Source organism: Collinsella intestinalis, from assembly GCF_902364775.2.
Taxonomy (GTDB): Bacteria; Actinomycetota; Coriobacteriia; order Coriobacteriales; family Coriobacteriaceae; genus Collinsella.
This window is the reverse complement of record NZ_CABJEU020000001.1, coordinates 1163041-1183792: the sequence shown is the minus strand read 5'-3', so window position 1 is coordinate 1183792 and position 20752 is coordinate 1163041. Positions and strand designations below refer to the sequence as shown.

The following is a 20752-nucleotide window of genomic DNA, read 5'->3' as shown; positions in this document are numbered from 1 at the left end:
TGAGGTTATCCCCATGACCGATAGCACTTCCGCCCGCGAGCGCCGCGTCATCGCCGTGATTGACGGCAACTCGCTCATGCACCGCGCTTTCCATGCCGTGCCACCCACCATGAACGCGCCCGACGGCCGTCCCACGAACGCGGTCTTTGGCTTTCTCAATATGTTCCTCAAAATGGTCGACGAGTTCGCGCCCGATGGCGTGGTCTGCGCCTTCGACAAGGGCCGTCCGAAGGTCCGCATGGAGATGCTGCCGCAGTATAAGGCGCAGCGCCCGCCCATGGATCCCAGCCTGCGAGCTCAGTTCCCCATGATCAAGGAGCTGCTCGCGAGTCTGTCCATTCCCGTTGTGGAGCTCGAGGGCTGGGAGGGCGACGACATCCTGGGAACGCTTGCCCGCCGCGGTGAGGCCGCCGGGTGCGACATGTATCTCGTCACCGGTGACCGCGATATGTATCAGCTCGTGACCGACCACGTGCACGTGGTGTCCACCCGCAAGGGCCTGTCCGACATCGCCATCATGACGCCCGAGAGCGTCGATGACCTGTACCACGGCATCACGCCCGAGCTTGTGCCCGACTTTTACGGCCTCAAGGGCGACTCGTCCGACAACATCCCCGGCGTGCCCGGCATCGGCCCCAAGAAGGCGAGTGCCCTCATCGCGCAGTACGGCAACCTCGACGAGGTCATCGCCCATGCCGACGAGGTCAAGGGCAAGATGGGCGAGAACCTGCGCGCCCACATCGACGATGCGCTCATCTCCCGTAAGATCGCGACGATCATGACGGACGCGCCCATCGAGTGCGACCTGACCGAGGTGGCGTTCCCCGCCTTCGACGCGGCTGCCGTTTCCGCCGCTTTGGGCGGAATCGGCATCATGGCCATGCAGAACCGTTTCCTCGCCCTGTTGGGCGAGGGCGCTGCAGCGGCTCCCGCCGTGGCGAGCCTCGAGATGCCCGAGGTCCTGCGGGTGGCCCTCGATGCGTCATCGGCGTTTGATGAGGCCAAGTGCGATCGCGAGTATGGGGAGATGGACGCGTGTTTCGAGGAGCTGTCCCGCGCGCTTGAGGCGGGCGAGTGGCTCGGTATGTCCATGGAGGACGACAAGGAGGCCGACGCGCTCTTCGGCTTGACGCGTCGCCTGTGGGTCGCCACCGATCGCGCCCTGCTGTCGTTCGAGGAGCCCCTCGGCCCCCGTGCGATCTTCACGACCGATTTCGATCTTTCCGCAGGCGTTATCCCGGGCGTGCTCAAGCTCGTCTTGACCGAGGGGCACGTTGCTTCCTCCGATATCAAGGCGCTGCTCCACGAGCTGTCGCCGGTCGATTCGAGTGAAGCCGAGCTGCTGGACCCCCTGTCGGTCGACGCCGACCTCCTGTTCGATACCGTGGTCGCCGCATATCTGCTCGATTCGGTGCGCTCTGACTTCACCGACGCCTACCTGGCCGAGACCTACTTGCATGCGTCCCTGCCGTCTGCGGCGGGGGAGGACGGTGCCCCTGCGGATGCCGTGAGCATCGCCGCGCGTGGGGCCTGGCTCGCCCGCGCCCTGCGCGAGCCGCTCGCCGCGGCGCTCGAAGCTCAGGGGGTGGATGCGATCTTCACCAAGATCGAGATGCCGCTCGTACGCGTCCTCGCCTCTATGGAGCGCGCGGGCATGTACGTCGACCCCGCCCGCCTCGCCGCGCAGTCCGATGAGCTCGTCGGTCAGATCCAGGCGCTCGAGGCGCGTATTCGCGAGCTCGCCGGCGGCGAGGAGTTCAACCTTTCGAGTCCCATGCAGCTCTCGCGCATCCTGTTCGACAAGCTCGGCCTGCCCACGGCCGGCCTCAAGAGGACGCAGCGCGGCTACTACTCCACGAACGCCAAGGTCCTCGAGGATTTGGCGAAGGACCACGAGATCGTCCGCCTTATCCTCGAGTTCCGCGAGAAGACCAAGATCAAGTCCACCTATCTCGACACGCTGGGCGGCCAGCGCCGCCATGACGGGCGCGTGCATACCACGTACAACCAGACCATCACCGCGACGGGGCGCCTCTCGAGCTCAAACCCCAACCTGCAGAACATCCCCACCCGCTCCGAGCTGGGCCATGCGGTCAAGCGCGCCTTCTCGGTCGAGGAGGGGTCGGTGTTCGTGGCGATTGACTACTCGCAGATCGAGCTCAGGCTGCTGGCGCACCTTTCCGGCGACGAGCATCTGGTGAGCGCCTTCAACGAGGGCGAGGACTTCCACGCCGAGACGGCGGCGCGCGTCTTCGGCGTTCCCGTGGACGAGGTCACACCGCAGCTGCGCAGTCGAGCTAAGGCGGTGAACTTCGGCATCGTGTACGGCCAGCAGGCATACGGTCTGTCCCAGACGCTCGACATCCCCATGGCCGAGGCGCGCGAGATGATTGACGCGTATTTCCGCGCGTACCCCGGCGTTCGCACGTATCTGGACGAAACGGTCGCCTTTGCCAAGCAGACGGGCTATGCCGAGACCATGTACGGACGCCGTCGTCCCATCCCCGAGCTGCGCATCCCCGCGCAGCGCATGTTCGGCGAGCGCACGGCGATGAATCACCCCATGCAGGGCTCTGCAGCCGATATCATCAAGATCGCCATGGTGCGCGTGGCCGAGCGCCTGCGCGCGGAGGGCTTTGAGGCGAAGATGATCCTGCAGGTTCACGACGAACTCGACTTCGAATGTCCCGTCAGCGAGGTCGATCGACTCATCGCCATGGTTCGCGAGGAGATGGAGGGCGTCGCCGAGCTTCGCGTGCCCCTCATCGCCGACGCCAGCACCGGTGAGACTTGGGCAGAGGCGAAGTAGTCCGCAACGGCCCACGTTCTTTATCCGATTTGGGGGCGATGAGAGAAAGGCCCCATCGCCCCCTTATGAACATCGACCCCGGCGTGCGCTTTGGCGGGTGCCGGGGTCGATGGCGCTTGTGCGACGCTCTCTTATTTCGCAGCTTCGACGATGCGGTCGATGACGGTGAGTACGCCCGCATCGTTGTTGCTCGGCGCGAGGAACGTGCCGTGCGCGTGCATGTGTTCGGCGGCGTTTGCCATCACGTAGCTGTGGCCGACGATGTCCAACATGGGGATGTCGTTATACGTGTCGCCGAAGGCGGCCACGTCTGCGAGGTCGATGCCTAGGTGCTCGACGAGATGGCGAATGCCCGACCCCTTGTCGATGCCGATGTTCATGAAATCCAGCCATTCGTTGCCGGCGCACGTCAGATACAGGCGGGTGCCGAACGCGGGGGCATATACCTCATCGAGGTTCTTCTTGCTGTCCCAACCGGGGAAGTAGATCGATATCTTGTTGGAGTCGACGTCCAGGTCGTCGAAGGAGTCGACGTAGGTGATGGAGCGGTAGTAGATGCTGAGGACGTCCTCGTGGTCGCGGTCGCGTTCGAGCACGTAGGCGTCGTCGAAGGCGCAGAGCACCGGCACGCCTCCGGGGGTGCCGGTCGCCAAGGAGAGCACCTCGTGATAGAGGTCGCGGTCGATGAGGTCACGGTAGATGAGTTCGTCGCGCAGGTACACGGACGCCCCGTTGTCGGCGACGATAGCCATATCGGCGTGATGGTCGGGAAAGGACTCACGCAAGGCGAGACCGGGTCTGCCGCTCGCCGCGCAAAAGACGACACCGCGCTCGGTGAGGGCATCGATGCGCTCGTCGACGCCTTCGGGCATCGATTTGTCGTCGGCCAGCAGGGTGAGATCCATGTCGGTCGCGACGAGCTTGATGGATGACAGGTCGGTGTCGGTGAGGTAGGACGGAAGCATGGGTTCCTTTCCGGATCGTTGGGCATGCCCGTGGGGTTTCGAGCATATTGTAGGTCGCCCGTGGCGATGCAATCGGCACGGGCCGCATTTTTAACGTATGGGATCGTTTGCGATCTCCCAGGGCTTCTCAGCATGGAGAGCTAACTATATGCAAAACAACGTATAGATTATGTAATCAATGTATTTCTTGGCATACCTCCACCATGCGCTCCACTGAAGCGGAGTATCCTGCCTTGCAGCACGCGGAACTTTCACGCATTAAGTTGCAAGGGAGAGGGGGATGGGCCCCCTCTGGTTGCGTCGTGCGGAAGGGGTCTCAGACAAAAACCGGAGGTATCATCATGACTAACGAGACTGTCTCTGTATCTGTACATCCTGTCATGCGTTCACGCAGGGAGTTCTTGAAGCTCTCGGGCATGGCGGCATTGAGCGTGGGAGGCATGATGTTCCTCGCGGGCTGCGGACCCGCCCCTCAGGGCAGCGGCGACGCCGCCGATGGCAGCGCTTCTGCGTCCGGCATCCTACTCGGCGACGGCAAGACCTTGCGCGTCGGCATGGAGGCCGCCTATGCTCCGTACAACTGGCAGGTCTCCGAGGAGTCCGAGTTCACCATCCCCATCGAGAACGTTCCCGGCGCTTACGCCGATGGCTACGACGTGCAGGTCGCGAAGATCATCGCCGATGGTCTTGGCATGGAGCCCGTGGCGGTCAAGCTCGAGTTCGGCTCGCTCATCGACGCGCTCAACAACGGTCAGGTCGACATCGTGTGCGCCGGCATGTCCGTCACGCCAGAACGTGCGGCTGCCGCGGCGTTTTCCGATTCGTATGTCGACGATGACATCGTCATGATCTGCAGGGCCGATTCCGCCTATGCCGGCGCCACCACGTTCGACGAGCTTGCGGATGCCTCCATTCTGGGCCAGGCTGCAACCATGTACGACGACGTCATCGCCCAAATCGAGGGCGCCAACCACATGACGCCCGCTGAGACCCAGCCCATGGTCGTTGAGAACCTGCGCAACGGCACGTGTGACATCATCACGTATTCCATGCTCTCCGCACCCAAGCTGCTCGAGGTCTATCCCGATTTGGTGGTACTCGACATGGAGGACGCCTTCGAGGGCTCGCTCATGCCCGATAACGCGGGCGTTGCCAAGGGAAACGACGCCGCGCTCGACAAGGTCAACGAGATCATCGCCTCCATCGACGATGAGGAGCGCCAGGATATGTGGTCTGCCTGCATGGATCGCCAGCCGGCGTAACGCATCCCGACCGCCTGAGCGCGGACATAATCTCTTCGGGCGTGGTTCGCTTCGCTTCACAAAACGCCCTTCGAGAATATGTTCGAGCTCAGGCTATGTGCATGTTGCCGTGCCGCCGATTCATGCTCGGCGGCCATATCACGTTACTCAATTAAAGGAGTCGATCTATGACCACCGTATCGGCGGGCGAGAGTCCGCTTGGCCGCTTGATCTCGTTTATCCGCAGCGATCATCGCTACGTGCTGTTGGGCACGAGCGCCATCGCCGCCGCGGGCATGGCGTTGTCCGCCTCGCCCCGTCCCTCTCTGAGCTTCATGGCCCATGCATATGCGCTTGAGGTCGCCATGTACTACCTGCTCGCCGCCTGGCTCGTGACCGCCGCCATTGCCTTGGTGTTCAAGCTCACGCGGTGGAAGACCTACGCGAGCGCCTCGCCGTTCACGCGTCCCGGCGTCGTTCGCGCCCTGCGCTACGGCTCCTATGCGGTCGCCGCCATGACCGCCGTGCTCGCCGTCGACCGCGTGGGCTGCGGCCTCGCCTCCGCCTGGGCGGTCGCGACCACGGCGACGACGCGCCCCTCCGCCACGCTCGAGAGCATGCTCTACATGCTCTACAACGGCCGCGACATCTTTGCCGCGGGCCTCAAGACCACGGTCGTCCTCGCGGTGTTCGGCACTGTGATCGCGTTCTTCCTGGCACTGCTTCTCGTGTTTTTGCGCATTCAGGTCATCGACCGTTCCGACAACGATTTCGTGCGCTTTTGGAAGGTCGTGGGCAGCGGGTTCGCCCGCGCGTACAGCACCGTGGTGCGCGGCACGCCCATGATGGTCCAGGCCATGATTATTTTCTTCGGTGTTTTCTCCCTGTTCAGGATGACCGACCTCACCACAACGCAGATCAACGCGATCTGGAGCACGTTCACCGCCGGTCTCGTGACCATCGTGCTCAACTCCACGGCCTACATGATGGAGGTGCTACGCGGCGGCATCGAGTCGGTCGACGCCGGCCAGATGGAGGCGGCCCGCTCGCTCGGCCTCTCGCAATGGGAGGCGATGCGCAAGGTCGTCTTCCCGCAGGGCGTCAAATTCGCCATCCCAGGTCTTTCCAACGAGCTCGTCATCAACATCAAGGACTCGTCGGTACTCTCGGTCATCGGTACGTTCGACCTCATGTTCGCCACCACCACCGTGGGCGGCATCTACTATGCCAAGTTCGAGGCCGCGCTCGTGACGAGCGTGATGTACCTGTGCCTCACCATGTTCGCCTCGTGGCTGCTAGGGCGCCTCGCAAACCGACTCGATGTCAAGTCCGTGAAGCTCGGCAGCACATCTGATCAGCCCGTCAACGTTGAGGAGCGCTGAACCATGCATACGAGTGACATCATCGCAACGGCGCCCGCCGGCGAATACCTGGTGCGCATCGAAGGGTTGCGCAAGTCCTTCGGGGACCTGGAGGTCCTGCGCGACGTCAATCTGGACGTCGCTCCCGGCGAGGTCGTGACCATCATCGGCGCCTCCGGTTCGGGCAAGTCGACCTTGCTGAGGTGCATCAATCTGTTGGAGACGCCCGACGCGGGCCACGTGTGGTTCCAGGGGAGCGACCTGACCGCCGATCATGTGGATGTGAACGCCCTGCGCGAGGACATTGGCATGGTGTTCCAGGGGTTCAACCTGTTCAACAACATGGATGTGCTCGCCAACTGCACGCTGGCGCCCATCACCCGCAAGAAGATGTCGAAGGCCGAGGCCGAGGAGGTGGCGCTTGGGCACTTGTGCTCGGTGGGGCTCGAGGCCTTCGCCCATGCGGCGCCCTCCACGCTCTCGGGCGGGCAGAAGCAGCGCGTCGCTATCGCGCGCGCCTTGTGCATGCGCCCGAAGATCATGTTGTTCGACGAGCCCACCAGCGCGCTCGACCCGCAGATCGTGGGCGAGGTGCTCGAGGTCATGCGCGCCCTTGCGCGCGACGGCATGACGATGGTGGTCGTCACGCACGAGATGGAGTTCGCGCGCACCGTATCGGATCGCGTGGTCTTCATGGACCGCGGCGTCATCGCCGAGCAGGGCGCGCCCGAGCGGATATTCACTGCGCCCGAGAGCCCCCGCACTCGGGAATTCCTATCCAGATATCTCGCGGATTAACGCGATTGTATTCATGCGGCCCTGTTTCTTATGCATATGGGAAACAGGGCCGAAATATTCGAAAAATTTGAGCGTTCAGGAGAGCACTTTAGGCTACTATAGCGAACCAATGATTGGCGCTGCCTGATTTAGAGGGGACGAGCAACCGTGGCACAGCTTCTGGCTACATACGAGGGGAAGGCGATTGTCGCCGTCATGCCCCGCCAGAACGCCGCCGACGCTGCCGTCCGACGCCAGCGCGCAATCTCCCGACGACGATAGTTCGTTGTCTCTGTTCGCATGGAGGCCCGGCCTCCACGCAGAGTCCAACCGATATCGTCAAGGGAGCATCCGCCGAGAGGCGGATTTTTCATATGCGCGCATCGCATGCGACTCGTGACGCGCGCAGACACAGGTGCGACCGCGGGCACCTCCATATCGGTTGGGCTCAACCCATTTCCACTGCATCAAGGCATCGTGAAAGGATGAGTCCATGAACAGCCGGCAATCCAAGGAAAAGGTCGTGCTCGCGTACTCCGGAGGCCTGGATACCTCCGTGTGCATCAAATGGCTGCAACATGAGATGGGCCTCGACGTCATCGCCATGTTGGGCAATGTGGGCCAGGAGCACGACGGTCTCGAGAAGGTCGCGGAAAAAGCGCGGATGCTCGGGTGCGTCGCCGTCGAGGTGGTCGATATGACGGAGGAGTTCGCCTCCGACTACATCACCTGCGCCATTGCCGCCAACGCCATGTATGAGAACAAGTACCCCCTGCTCTCCGCGCTCTCCCGTCCGTTGATCTCGAAGCACCTCGTCGAGACGGCTCATAAGTACGGCGCCACCTGCGTCGCCCACGGTTGCACGGGCAAGGGTAACGATCAGGTGCGCTTCGAGACTTCCATTATGGCGCTCGACCCCTCTCTCAGGGTCATCGCCCCCGTGCGCGAATGGGATCTTGGCATGCGTCCCGACGAGATCGCGTATGCGGAGAAGCACGGCGTACCGGTCTCCCAGAGCATCGAGAAGCCTTATTCCATCGACGACAACCTGTGGGGTCGCGCCATCGAGGCCGGCGCGCTCGAGGACCCGTGGGCGGAGCCCCCGGCGGACATCTGGACGATCACCGTCGACCCGGCCGACGCCCCCGATATTCCGACGTACGTCGAGATCGGGTTCAGCGAGGGCGTGCCCGTGAGTCTCGACGGCGAGGGGCTGCCGCTGTCCGAGCTCATCGCCAAGCTCAACGGCATCGCCGGTTCGTGCGGGTACGGCCGCATCGACATGATCGAGAACCGTTATGTCGGGCTGAAATCCCGCGAGTGCTATGAGGTCCCCGCCGGTCTTGCGCTCATCCAGGCGCACAAGGCGCTTGAGGATCTGTGCTTGGAGCGCGACGTGCTCCATCACAAGCTCGCGCTCGAGCAGCTTTGGGCGGACCAGGTTTACAACGGGCGCTGGTTCAGCCCCTTCAAGCAGGCGCTCGACGCATTTATGGCCGCTACGCAACACGACGTGACCGGCACGGTGAGACTCAAGCTCTACAAGGGCGGATGCGTGGTCGCGGGCAGCAAGAGCGCCTGCGCCCTGTACGATCCGGCGCTCGCTACCTACGAGAACGACGAGGCATTCGACCAGAAGGCGGCGAAGGGCTTCATCGATATCCAGGGGCTTTCGATCAAGACCTGGGCGATGAAGGGGGCCGCGCACATGGAGGGGGCCACGCCTGCGCCCACGTCTTTCGATGTCTTGGATGGTACGGCCGGTTCCCACACCGCGAGCCGCGCGGTGAACTTCTGATGCCCGTACGGGACGTGTGAGGGGATGGACCGCGTGGGGGATGGTTTTCCGCGCGGCGGATGCGGCCGAGACGGGTTGCCGCGGAAAGGATGGATGAGGATGGCGCTTTGGGGTGGACGGTTCAAGGAGGACGTCGCTGCCGCCACGCAGGAGTTCGGCGCGTCGCTGCCGGTCGACAAACACCTGTACAAGCAGGATATCGCGGGTTCGAAGGCGCATGCTCGCATGCTCGCCAAGCAGCACATCATCTCCCAGGGGGACTGCGATGCCATAGTGGGGTGCCTTACCGATATCGAGGGGGAGATCGATGCCGGGTCGTTTTCCTTCCATATCGAGGACGAGGACATCCACATGGCGATCGAGGGGGAGCTCACGCGCCGCATCGGTGAGGCGGGTAAGCGCCTGCATACCGGGCGTTCCCGCAACGACCAGGTCGCCACCGACACGCGGCTTGCCGCGAAGGCGCTCGCTCACGACCTCATGCAAGCAAATTTGCATATGCGCGAGGCCCTGATCGGGGCCGCACGCGACAACGAGGGCGTGGTCTTGCCGGGCATGACGCATCTCCAGCACGCGCAGCCCGTTCTCCTCTCGCACCATCTACTCGCGTACTACTGGATGTTCGAGCGCGATTTCCATCGGCTGACCGCGGCCTTCGAAGCAGCCGATGCATCCCCGCTTGGGGCGGCGGCGCTCGCCGGGACCACGTATCCGATCGATCGCGTCGCGGCCTCGTACGAGATGGGGTTCGCTCGCGTCATCTGCAACTCGCTTGATGCGGTCTCTGACCGAGATTTCATTTTGGACCTGCATTTCGCATGCTCGACCATGGCCATGCACCTCTCCCGCCTCGCCGAGGAGATCGTGCTGTGGAGCAGTTCGGAGTTCGGCTATATCACCCTTTCCGACGCATATTCCACGGGGTCCTCGATCATGCCCCAAAAGAAGAATCCCGATTTCGCGGAGCTTATCAGGGGAAAGACGGGTCGCGTCTACGGCAATCTCCTGCAGCTGCTGGTGACGTGCAAGGGGTTGCCGCTGGCATACAACAAGGACTTGCAAGAGGACAAGGGCGGCATGCTCGATTCCGCCCGCACGCTCTCCCAGAGCCTCGCCGTCATGGCGGGGATGATCTCCACCTGCACGTTCAACGCCGATGTCATGCGCGCGGCCTGCGAGGTTGGGCATCTCGCGGCGACGGATGTCGCCGACTACCTCGCCAAGAAGGGCATGCCGTTCCGCGAGGCGCATGAGATTGTCGGGCACCTGGTGCTCGTATGCGAGGAGCGCGGATGTCGGCTCGACGACCTGCCCCTTGCCGTATTCCAGGAAGCGAGCCCCCTGTTTGGCCCCGATATCGTCTCGTCTCTCGATATCGACGCCATCGTCGGTGCTCGTACGACGATGGGCGGCACGTCTCCCTCCGCCGTGAGAGAGCAGATGCGCCTGGTTCGGGCAACGCTCGTCGCGGATGAAGCGTATCTCGAGGGGATTTCGTCTCTCGTCCCCATGGGGGAGGGTGTCTGATCGGACGGCTCGATGATGGTGGTTTCGTGGGCGAGCGGTGCATGTTCGCGTGAGGAAACGTTTCAGTTGGGCCCTTTGTCGAAATGTGGTTTTCCGCCCTTGCGCTTTGGGTACCATGACGTAGCGAACATACGGCGCGCAAGGCGCGTTTCCAGCCCTCCCATCGAAAGGGGAACCCGTGGCAGATATCGAGAAGACCTTCATCATGATCAAGCCCGATGCCGTCCGTGACCGCAAGACGGGCCTCATCATCGACCGCATCGAGCGTTGCGGTCTCACTATTGAGAAGATGGAGAAGTGCGAGCTTGACGAGGACCTCGTCAAGGTGCATTACGCTCATCTGGCCGACAAGCCGTTCTTCGGCGACATCGTCGATTTCATGACGAGCGGCCCCGTGGTGAAGATGGTCGTGTCCGGCCTCTCCGCCGTCTCCAAGATGCGCACCCTCATGGGCGCCACCAACCCGCTCGACGCGGCTCCCGGCACGATTCGCGGTGACTTTGCCAACGACGTGAACGCGAACATCATCCACGGCTCCGATTCCCTGGAAAACGCGGCCATCGAGATCGAGCGCTTCTTCGGCTAGGCGCGACGACCGTCCAATATGCCCCCCCTACAACGCGGTTCGGCCTTTGCGGGTCGAGCCGCGTTTCCGTGAGAAGGGCAGATGGGGCTGCTACACTTGGAGGCAGTTGAATGACACATCGAAAGGGGACCGCCGTGGATGTCAAGAACGTGACCGACATGTCGCCCGAGCAGCGCGACCGCGCGCTGTGCGACCTGTTGAATTCCGAGCTAATCTGCGCGCTGGGCTGCACTGAGCCCATCGCCGTCGCCTATGCCGCGGCGCTTGCCCGGCTCGTGCTGGGATGCGAGCCCGAATCGCTCGAGGTGGGTTGCTCCGGCAACATCATCAAGAACGTCAAGAGCGTCACCGTCCCCAATTCCGGTGGTATGCGCGGCGTCGAGGCCGCGGCGGTCCTCGGCGCGCTCGGCGGCGACGCCTCGGCGGCCCTCGAGGCCCTTGAGGGCGTGGGCGAGGCGGACATAGCGCGCACGCTCGACCTGCTTGCCCAGGAGGGCTACTGCGAGGTGACGCTGATCGAGGGCGTGCCGAACCTCTACATCGAGATCAAAGCGCACGCACTGGGCCATGTGGCCGAGGTCGCCATTTCCGAGCACCACACGAACGTGGTTCGCTGCACGCGCGACGGCGTGCCTGCCAATCAGTTGTGCCCCGCCGCCCGCGGCGGTGACGTGGAGGATTCCTGCTCCGGCACCTGTGCGCTCATGAGCGCCGTGCAGTCCGCCGGCGATTCCGAGGCGCCTGCCGCCAAGCCCCTCGAGGGCCTCACGCTCGACATCATCCTGGACTTCGTGGAGGGCGGCGATATCTCCGGTGCTCGCGAGTCCCTCGAGCGCCAGCTCACGCTCAACTCGGCCATCTCGGAGGAGGGCCTTGTCAACGAGTGGGGCGCCGAGGTGGGCCGCACGCTGCTCGCCACGCGCGGTGACGATGTGGCCTGCCGCGCCCGCGCCCGTGCTGCGGCCGGTTCCGATGCCCGCATGAGCGGCTGCGCCCTGCCCGTTGCGATTGTGTGCGGGTCGGGCAACCAGGGCATCACGTGCGCCATGCCCGTGGCGACCTACGCCGAGGAGCTCGGCATCGAGGGCGATCGCCTGTTGCGCGCGCTCGCCCTGTCCGATCTGGTGGCGATTCATGTGAAGAGCTACATCGGTGCGCTTTCGGCGTTTTGCGGCGTGGTGTGCGCAGGATGCGGCGCGGGCGCTGCCATCGAGTGGATGCGCGGCGGGTCGCGTGAGCAGGTTGGCGCCACCATCGTCAACACACTCGGCAACGTGGGCGGTATCGTGTGCGACGGCGCCAAGGCGAGCTGCGCCGCCAAAATCTCGGCAGCCGTTGACGCTGCGATCCTCGGTGCCGATATGGCCCAGGCCGGTCGCGGTTTCCGCGCGGGCGAGGGTATCGTGATGGGCACGGTGGAGGAGACCATCGCGAGCATGGGCTACGTCGGCCGCGTGGGCATGAAGGACACCGATGTCGAGATCTTGAAGCTCATGACAGGCGAGACCCGGCTGTAAGAAGTTTGAACCTCGCGAGGGCCTATTCGCCGTCGCAGAACCGTTCTTCGATACGGTCGAAGTCCTTGGCGAAATCGGCCATGCTGCCGTTCCACAACGCATGAGGTTGGTAGCCGGCGCCCACGTAGGCCGTTTTGAGGCCGATCGAGGGGGAGGGGAAGTCGCGCTTAGGGTCGTTTCCCACCATGAGGGTCTCCTCGGGGGCGAGGCCGAGCTTGTCGAGCGAGTCGCGGTAGTAATCGGCGCTGGGCTTGACGCGCGTTGAGTTCTCCCACGTAGTCACAAGTTCGAAGGGCATGTCGAGCATGTCGCCCCAGCCCATACGGCATTCGATGCAGGAGCGCGAGAAGCTCGGGTTGGTGAGCAGCGCGATGCGCATGCCATGGTCGAGCACGGTCTGCACCGCCTCGTGGGCTCCCTCGCGCGGGCGGGCGGAGATGGTCCGGTCGTTCTTCTTGGGCAGGACCTCCCGCTCGTAGAAGTCGAGCATGTCGGCGATGGCGGGCTCGAGAATGGGGATGCCGCAGCGGCGCTCGAGTTCATCGGCGAAGAACTGGCGGTTGGTGCGGGTGTCCCCCTGTGCGCGATCGCCGTTGTTGAGGGCGAGCATGGCCGAGCCGACGGGGGAGAAGAGCGACACGATGGGTTTGCGGGCGACCTGCGCGAGCAAGTTCGCCTCGTCGAGCGCGAACACGCCGATGAAGGCGCTGAGATTGATGCTGAGCAGCGTGTCGTCCATGTCGAAGACGACGGCTTTGAGAGTCGCCATGGGCGCCGTTTCCCTCCTGGTCATGTCGGCATGTCTAACGATTATGCCCAAATCGAGGCAATCAAGCCGCACGAATAGACAAAGGCCGTCGGCGAGCTTCGTCGTCGTGTGAGTCGATCAAGGGGGAGGGGTTCGACCATCCCCGCCGCTCCCCGGGCGGTTTGCCGCCGTGGACGAAAAAATCGCACTTTATGCTTGAAATAGATGGGGATTCAACGTACTCTAATGAACCGTGAATGTTTATAGTTCACGTCAGTATCTGTCGGCCCCCGAGATTGTTCCAAACGGTGCGCGCGCGCTGGCGGCTCGTCCGCTCTTTGCAAGCAACCATCTGCAGGTCAGGTAATCGGGGCCCCGTAGTTCGAAAGGGGTCCACCTTTGAGTGAGATTCAGAACTCGTCCATCTTCTCCCTCGACGACGTCGATACCGAGGAGATGAACAACCTCATCGACAACTCCATCACCGATTTCGATGAGGGCGACCTGGTTAACGGCACCGTTGTGAAGATCGAGCGCGACGAGGTCCTCGTCGACATCGGCTTCAAGTCCGAGGGCGTCATTCCCGTCCGCGAGCTCTCCATCCGCAAGGATGCCAACCCCGCCGACCTCGTGGCGCTGGGCGACTCCATCGAGGCGCTCGTGCTTCAGAAGGAGGACAAGGACGGTCGTCTGGTTCTCTCCAAGAAGCGCGCCGAGTACGAGCGTGCCTGGAACCGCATCGAGGAGAAGTTCAACGCCGGCGAGAACGTCGAGGGCGAGGTTATCGAGGTCGTCAAGGGCGGTCTTATCCTCGACATCGGCCTGCGCGGCTTCCTGCCCGCCTCCCTCGTCGACCTTCGCCGCGTGAAGGACCTCACCTCCTACCTCGGCACCCGCATCGAGGCCCGCGTCATCGAGATGGATCGCAACCGCAACAACGTCGTGCTCTCCCGCCGCGTTGTCCTCGAGGAGTCCCGCAAGGCCGAGCGCTCCGAGATCCTCTCCAAGCTCAAGAGCGGCATGCGCCTCAAGGGCACCGTTTCCTCCATCGTGGACTTCGGCGCCTTCGTGGATCTGGGCGGCATCGACGGCCTCATCCACATCTCCGAGCTCTCTTGGAACCACGTCAACCACCCCTCCGAGGTCGTCAAGGTCGGCCAGGAGGTCGAGGTCGAGGTGCTCGACGTCGATCTGAACCGCGAGCGTATCTCCCTCGGTCTCAAGCAGACCACCGAGGATCCGTGGCGTGCCCTGGTCAAGAAGTATCCCGTGGGCGCCATCGTCGAGGGCACCGTTACCAAGCTCGTGCCCTTCGGCGCGTTCGTCGACCTCGGTGACGGCATCGAGGGTCTCGTGCACATCTCCGAGATGGCCAACAAGCACGTGGACCAGCCTGCCCAGGTCACCACTGTGGGCTCCAAGGTCCAGGTCAAGGTCATGGAGATCGACCTCGACCGTCGTCGTATCTCCCTGTCCATGAAGTCCGCTGCCGAGACCCTCGGCATCGAGATCGAGGTCACCCCGCTCGAGGGTGAGGAGAAGGCCGAGGATGCCGAGTAAATCTCCGGCATATCGCCTTTGAACCTTAGGTTCGCTGCAGGCCCCGACGTATGTGCGTCGGGGCCTTTTTCAAGGAGTGTGAAATGAACAACGATCTCGTCTCTCGCGTCGACGCGTATGTGGAGGATGTTTGGGAGGATGTCGTCGCCGATATCTCCTCTCTCGTGTCCCATCCCTCGATTGCGGACGCTTCGCTCGCCAAGGATGGGGCCCCGTTTGGCCCTGAGGTGCGCGCCGCGCTTGATTGCGCCTTGACCATCGCTCAGCGCCTGGGCTATCAGGCGAGTGACGATGCGGGGTATGTGGGCATCGCGGACATTCCGGGCGAGCGTGAGGAGCACATCGCCACCATCGCGCACGTCGACGTGGTCCCCGCCGGCCCCGGTTGGTGCACGGACCCGTTTTCCATGGAGCGTCGTGAGGGCTGGCTGCTCGGCCGCGGTGTGATCGACGACAAGGGCCCCGCTGTCCTGTCGCTCTATGCCGGTGCGTTCTTCCTGCGTGAGGGCATCACCCCGCGCTACACGTTCCATGCGCTGCTCGGCTGCGACGAGGAGGTGGGCATGACCGACGTCAAGCACTACCTGGCCGGTCATGAGCAGCCACTGTTCCTCTTTACCCCCGATGCCGAGTTCCCCGTGTGCAACGCCGAGAAGGGCTGCTTTGGCGGCACGTTCAAGAGCGCGAAGATCGAGAATGGTGTTATTCGCTCTTGGAGCGGGGCCGAGGCGACCAATGCCATCCCCAGCCAGTCCGAGTGCATCGTCGCCGTGCCCCTGTCCGAGCTTCCCGCTCCGCAGGCCAATGCGGATCGTATCACGCTCGAGGATGCCGGCGAGGGTTGCACGCGCATCTTCGCCCAGGGTATCGGCGGGCACGCCTCTCTTCCTGAGGGCACGATCAACGCCATCGCGCTCGTGGTGGGTTACTTGCACGAGGTCATGGACGTGAAGTCCAACCTGCTCGATTCCGCGGAGCGCTCCTATCTTGATCTGCTCTCCGTGGTGCATGAGGGCACGGCGGGGGAGGGTCTTGGCATCGCTGCCGAGAGCGATGCCTTTGGCGCTCTCACCTGCAACGCTGGCACGATCGAGGTGGCGGACGGACATATCCTCCAGACCATCGACGTCCGCTATCCCGACTCCACCACCTCCGATGAGATGGCCATGATCTGCGGAGCCCATGCATCGCGCTTTGGTGCGGAGTTCATCTCGGGTCGCGCCAAGGAGCCCTTCAGCGTTTCCGCGGATAGCCCGGCGGTTCGTGCGCTGCTCAACACGTACCGCGAGGTCACGGGCAAGCCCGCGGAGCCCTTCTCCATGGGCGGCGGTACCTATGCGCGCAACTTCAAGAGCGCCGTTTCGTTCGGCCCAGAGGACAATAGCCTGGAGCTTCCCGCGTGGGCGGGCAGCATGCATGGCCCGAACGAGGCCGCCAACGAGCAGCTCCTGCGAGACGCTCTCAAGATGTACATCATCGCGCTCGTACGCTTGAACGAATTGGAGTTCTAGCATGGAGGCCCCGAATATCTGGGAGCAGCTCTTCTATATCGCGATCATCGCGGTGTCGATGGTGTTCGGCGGGTATCTCTACCGCAAACGCCATGATGTCTCGAGTGCCAAGAAGGCGAACCAGCCCACCAAGAAGAAGCGCCCGAAAAAGAAGCACTAGGTCGTTGAGCGGTTGGAATGTGAGCTGCCAGGAAGAAGCATCATATTCCGCTGAAGGCGGTGTCACGGTCGAACGCGACACCGCCTTTTCATATGTAAGCCGCTTGTAAGGCAGGTCAAAGCACGTGGTAATGCTCGGTCAGAGTGCCGTAAGAGACGGCGAACGAGGTCAGATGGGCGGCGAGCGCGCGGTATCGTGCTTGCCGTACGACGGATGGGGCCCGAACACGCCTCATGGGGATGAAGATGGACCCCAGTTTTTCCGTCCGGCGCGAAATCACGCCGATATTGCTCTCGAAGGGAGAACCATGTTCGATTATTCCTGCTCTCGTCGCTCCTTCCTCGGCCTTGCCGGCGGTGTCGCCGCCGTGGCCGGTCTCGGCTTGGCTGGTTGCGGTGGCTCTGAGGCCCCTGCCGCCGGTTCAGCCGACGCCGCCGCGGGCGTCGTGGGCGAGGTCACCTACGACGGCGCCTCCTCCTTCCAGGCCCTTGTCGAGGCTGCGGCCGAGCAGTTCATGAACGAGAACCCCGACTGCGTGATCTCCGGCTCCGGTAACGGCTCCGGCGCCGGCCTCACCGCCGTGTCCTCCGGCACCGTGACCATCGGCAACTCCGATGTCTTTGCCGAGACTAAGCTCGACGCCGACGCCGCCGCCAAGCTCGTCGACCACGAGGTCGCCGTCGTGGGCATGGGCCCGATCGTCTCCAAGAACGTCACCGTCGACGATCTGACCCTCGAGCAGCTTAAACGCATCTTCGGCGGCACCATCACCAACTGGAGCGAGGTCGGTGGCGAGGACGCCGAAATCGTCGTCGTCAACCGCAAGGAGGGCTCCGGCACCCGCGCCACCTTCGAGGCCGCCGTCTTCGGTGACGAGAAGAACACCTACAAGCCCGCCCAGCCCGAGCAGGACAAGTCCGGCGACGTCCAGACCCTGATGGGCTCCACCGACAACGCCATCTCCTACATCGACTTCTCCCACTTCGATGACTCCAAGTTCACCGCCATCAAGGTTGGCGGCGTGGAGCCCGCGAGCGAGAACGTCCTCGACAACTCCTTCCCGATCTGGGCCACCGAGCACATGTACTGCGCCAAGGACGCCGATGACGCTACCAAGGCATTCCTCGAGTACATGCTCTCCGATGACGTCCAGGGCGAGCTTGTTGCCGAGCAGGGCTTCATCCCGGTCTCCAAGATGGCCGTGGTGAAGGACGCGAACGGCGTCGTCACCGAGAAGTAAGACCCTCTTCACATATCCTCTCGAAAGGTGCGTCATGGCAAAACAGATGCCCAAGCGCAACCTTGAGAAGGTCGGTTTTGGTGTCACGGGCGCGTGCGTCGCGCTCGTGACATTGCTGGTCCTCGCGCTTATCGTCATGGTCGCGCAAAAGGGCCTCTCCACCTTCTTCAAGGACGGCGTGGACCTCGTCGGCTTCTTCACCGGGACCGATTGGAGCCTTGCCAACATAGATCCCGAGACCGGTCTGCCGCAGACCGGGGCGTTGCCGCTTATCGTCACGTCGTTCGCGGTCACGCTGCTGTCGACCGCCATCGCGCTGCCCATCGCCATCGGGTCGGCGATCTTCGCGGTCGAGATTCGCCCGGACTTCGGAAAGAAGATCTTCCAGCCGCTCGTCGAGCTGCTCGTGGGTATTCCCTCCGTCGTGTTCGGCCTCATCGGCTTCCACGTGGTCGTCGCCGCCTGCAAGGCCATCTTCGGCACGCAGACCGGCATGGGCATCCTGCCCGGCGCCATCGTGCTGGCCATCATGATCTTGCCGACGGTGACCACGCTTTCCATGGACGCCCTGCGCGCCGTGCCCGATGGTTATCGTCAGGGTTCGCTCGCCCTCGGATACACGCGCTGGCAGACCATTCGCCACGTCGTGATCAAGTCCGCGATGCCCTCCCTCATGACCGCAGTCATCCTCGGCATGACGCGTGCCTTTGGTGAGACGCTGGCCGTGCGCATGGTTATCGGCGGTGCCGAGGTCATGCCACTGTCTCTGCTATCCCCGGCCTCGACCATCACCACGACCCTCACCACCAGCATGGCGATCTACGCCGACGGGTCGGTGCAGAAGGACGTCCTGTGGTCGCTCGGCCTGCTGCTGATGGGCATGTCGCTCATCTTCATCTTGATCATCCACATGATCGGCAAGAAGGGGGCGAAGTCCCGTGACTGATGAGCGCACTACCACCCAGGCGCCTGCTTCCGGCGCACCCCGCCCGCTCGCCATCGACGAGGGCCACATCCTGCGCGCCCAGCACGGCGACCGCATCGCCACCGCCGTTTTGACCGGCATCGCGTGCTTTGTCATGCTCATCGTCGTGTCGATGGTGGCCTATATCCTCTACGAGGGCCTCTCCACCCTGCTGACCCCGGGCTTCCTCACGCAGCCGAGCCGTTCCAACGGCGCGGCCGGCGGTGTTGTCTATCAGCTGTTCGACTCCTTCTACCTGCTTGTCATCACGCTGCTGATCTCGGTGCCGGTGAGCCTTGGGGCGGCGGTGTTCCTCACCGAGTACGCTCCGGACGGCCCCATCACCGCAATTGCGAGCACGGCCATCGAGACCCTGTCCTCGCTGCCGTCCATCGTCGTTGGTATGTTCGGCTTCCTCGTGTTCTCCGTGAACTTCGGTTGGAAGTACTCGATCATCTCCGGCGCCGTGGCGCTCACCATGTTCAATATCCCGATTCTGGTGCGCGTTATCCAGCAGGCGCTCGAGGACGTGCCTCAGCACCAGCGCGACGCGTGCCTGGCCATGGGCCTTACGCGCTGGGAGGCCACGGTTCATGTGCTCATCCCGGCCGCCATGCCCGCCATCGTCACGGGCGTCGTGCTCTCCGCCGGCCGCGTGTTCGGTGAGGCGGCGGCCCTGCTGTTCACCTCCGGCATGTCGAGCCCGGTGCGCCTGAACTTCCTCACGCTCAACTTCTCCAGCCCCACGTGCGCCTGGAACATCTTCCGTCCCGGCGAGTCGCTCGCGGTGCATATCTACAAGATCTACGGCGAGGGCAGTCCCGAGGCCCAGCACATCGTGTGGGGTACCGCCGCCTTGCTGATGATCTGCGTGCTTCTGTTCAACGTGCTCTCCCGCCTCGCGGGCAAGGCCCTGGCAAAAAGGATGACCGCCGAATGAGTGAAGTGATTACGGGCGAGACCGCCGTGGACCAGGTGGTCATCGGCACCGCCGCCGCCGAGATGGCCCCCACCTCCGAGGTCGTGCTCGAGACGCATGGCGTCAACGTCTATTACGGCTCGAACCACGCGCTGCACGATACCTCGCTGGCGTTTCACAAGGGCGAGATCACCGCGTTGATCGGCCCGTCCGGCTGCGGCAAGTCCACGTTCCTGCGTAGCTTGAACCTCATGAATCGCGAGATCCGTGGCTGTCGCGTCGAGGGCGAGATCATCTACGACGGGCGCAACATCAACAGACGCGAGGAGAATCTCTACGAGCTGCGCCGTTCGATCGGCATGGTGTTCCAGCAGCCGAACCCGTTTCATAAGACGATCTACGAGAACATCGTGTTCGCACCTAAGCGCCACGGCCTGCGCGGCAAGGAGAATCTCGATGCCCTGGTCGAGGAGTCCCTGCGCGGCGCCGCCCTGTGGGATGAGGTTAAGGACAAGTTGAACCAGAGCGCATTTTCGCTTTCCGGTGGTCAGCAGCAACGTCTGTGCATCGCCCGTACGCTCGCCATGCATCCGGACGTCATCCTGTTCGACGAACCCTGCTCGGCCCTCGACCCGATTTCGACTCTGGCGATCGAGGAGCTCATGCAGAGCGTGGTCAAAGAGCGCGCCATCGTGATTGTGACGCACAACATGGAGCAGGCGAGCCGCGTGTCCAACCGCACCGCTTTCTTCTACATGGGCGACATGGTCGAGTGCGGCCAGACCGATCAGATCTTCCAGCGCCCCAAGGATAAGCGCCTGAACGATTACCTTACGGGCATGTTCTCGTAGGGGGGGCAATCAGCCCGTCCGCTCGAGGCGGCGGGCATAATTCCTCCAGGCGTGGTTCGCCTTCGGCATCACAAAAACGCCTTGCGGAAATATGCCCCCGCCTCGAGCTACGTTCATTTGATTTCAAAGTCGCAGCCAGGTAAAGGTCCGGTTGTGCGTTCGGGGTGGGATACGAGCCTACCTTCGAACGCGCGCCCAAAGCTCAACTCAACCGAATG

The 20752-nt window shown here is 63.3% G+C and carries 17 protein-coding genes; 15 read left to right on the top strand and 2 right to left on the bottom strand.

The features are described from left to right. The first annotated feature begins 13 nt into the window (after positions 1-13). The gene (gene polA, locus FY258_RS05190; protein WP_118103706.1) at positions 14-2809 is read left to right on the top strand and encodes a DNA polymerase I; all 2796 of its coding nucleotides are present in this window, start codon (positions 14-16) and stop codon (positions 2807-2809) included. A gap of 131 nt (positions 2810-2940) precedes the next feature. Here the strand turns inward: polA and FY258_RS05185 are convergent, their stop codons facing one another. Then, on the bottom strand, positions 2941-3774 hold the full coding sequence (locus FY258_RS05185; RefSeq protein ID WP_118103704.1) for an HAD family hydrolase: 834 nt from the start codon (positions 3772-3774) through the stop codon (positions 2941-2943). Between the two features lie 341 nt (positions 3775-4115). On the opposite strand from FY258_RS05185, the gene FY258_RS05180 reads away from it, so the two are divergent. The 7 genes from FY258_RS05180 (at position 4116) to FY258_RS05150 (ending at position 12581) form a co-directional block, all read left to right on the top strand. Next, on the top strand, positions 4116-5036 hold the full coding sequence (locus tag FY258_RS05180) for a transporter substrate-binding domain-containing protein (RefSeq protein WP_259324452.1): 921 nt from the start codon (positions 4116-4118) through the stop codon (positions 5034-5036). A gap of 167 nt (positions 5037-5203) precedes the next feature. Further along, positions 5204-6397, top strand: a complete 1194-nt coding sequence (locus FY258_RS05175) for an amino acid ABC transporter permease (protein WP_182279427.1) — start codon at positions 5204-5206, stop codon at positions 6395-6397. 3 nt (positions 6398-6400) lie between these two features. After that, on the top strand, positions 6401-7174 hold the full coding sequence (locus FY258_RS05170; RefSeq protein ID WP_310592054.1) for an amino acid ABC transporter ATP-binding protein: 774 nt from the start codon (positions 6401-6403) through the stop codon (positions 7172-7174). A gap of 472 nt (positions 7175-7646) precedes the next feature. Then, the gene (locus tag FY258_RS05165; protein WP_118103702.1) at positions 7647-8951 is read left to right on the top strand and encodes an argininosuccinate synthase; all 1305 of its coding nucleotides are present in this window, start codon (positions 7647-7649) and stop codon (positions 8949-8951) included. Between the two features lie 99 nt (positions 8952-9050). Continuing rightward, positions 9051-10478 carry an argininosuccinate lyase gene (gene argH / locus FY258_RS05160; protein ID WP_118103700.1) on the top strand — a complete coding sequence of 476 codons (1428 nt, stop codon included), beginning with the start codon at positions 9051-9053 and terminating at the stop codon, positions 10476-10478. Between the two features lie 178 nt (positions 10479-10656). Continuing rightward, entirely contained in the window at positions 10657-11064 is a 408-nt protein-coding gene (gene ndk, locus FY258_RS05155) for a nucleoside-diphosphate kinase (protein WP_006722274.1), read from the top strand. A gap of 158 nt (positions 11065-11222) precedes the next feature. Next, positions 11223-12581, top strand: a complete 1359-nt coding sequence (locus FY258_RS05150) for an L-cysteine desulfidase family protein (RefSeq protein WP_182279448.1) — start codon at positions 11223-11225, stop codon at positions 12579-12581. Positions 12582-12603: 22 nt separating this feature from the next. Here FY258_RS05150 and FY258_RS05145 read toward each other — a convergent pair whose 3' ends face one another. Further along, the gene (locus tag FY258_RS05145; protein ID WP_118103696.1) at positions 12604-13350 is read right to left on the bottom strand and encodes an HAD family hydrolase; all 747 of its coding nucleotides are present in this window, start codon (positions 13348-13350) and stop codon (positions 12604-12606) included. 378 nt (positions 13351-13728) lie between these two features. Here FY258_RS05145 and rpsA point away from each other — a divergent pair, with 378 nt between their 5' ends. From rpsA to pstB, 7 genes are all read left to right on the top strand, one after another. Beyond that, positions 13729-14889, top strand: a complete 1161-nt coding sequence (gene rpsA / locus FY258_RS05140; protein WP_118103694.1) for a 30S ribosomal protein S1 — start codon at positions 13729-13731, stop codon at positions 14887-14889. Positions 14890-14972: 83 nt separating this feature from the next. Continuing rightward, complete coding sequence (locus FY258_RS05135; RefSeq protein ID WP_118103692.1) at positions 14973-16400, top strand: Sapep family Mn(2+)-dependent dipeptidase; 1428 nt, start codon at positions 14973-14975, stop codon at positions 16398-16400. Position 16401: 1 nt separating this feature from the next. After that, the gene (locus tag FY258_RS05130) at positions 16402-16560 is read left to right on the top strand and encodes a hypothetical protein (protein ID WP_182279426.1); all 159 of its coding nucleotides are present in this window, start codon (positions 16402-16404) and stop codon (positions 16558-16560) included. 307 nt (positions 16561-16867) lie between these two features. Beyond that, the gene (locus FY258_RS05125) at positions 16868-17800 is read left to right on the top strand and encodes a phosphate ABC transporter substrate-binding protein (protein WP_118103690.1); all 933 of its coding nucleotides are present in this window, start codon (positions 16868-16870) and stop codon (positions 17798-17800) included. Positions 17801-17834: 34 nt separating this feature from the next. After that, positions 17835-18746: a phosphate ABC transporter permease subunit PstC gene (pstC, locus tag FY258_RS05120; protein WP_118103688.1), complete on the top strand. Its 912-nt coding sequence runs from the start codon at positions 17835-17837 to the stop codon at positions 18744-18746. Further along, the gene (gene pstA / locus FY258_RS05115) at positions 18739-19704 is read left to right on the top strand and encodes a phosphate ABC transporter permease PstA (RefSeq protein WP_118103686.1); all 966 of its coding nucleotides are present in this window, start codon (positions 18739-18741) and stop codon (positions 19702-19704) included. The genes pstC and pstA overlap by 8 nt, the downstream gene beginning before the upstream one ends. After that, positions 19701-20534 (top strand): phosphate ABC transporter ATP-binding protein PstB, encoded by an 834-nt coding sequence (pstB, locus tag FY258_RS05110; protein WP_118103684.1) that lies wholly within the window; start codon positions 19701-19703, stop codon positions 20532-20534. The genes pstA and pstB overlap by 4 nt, the downstream gene beginning before the upstream one ends. Positions 20535-20752 lie beyond the last annotated feature (218 nt).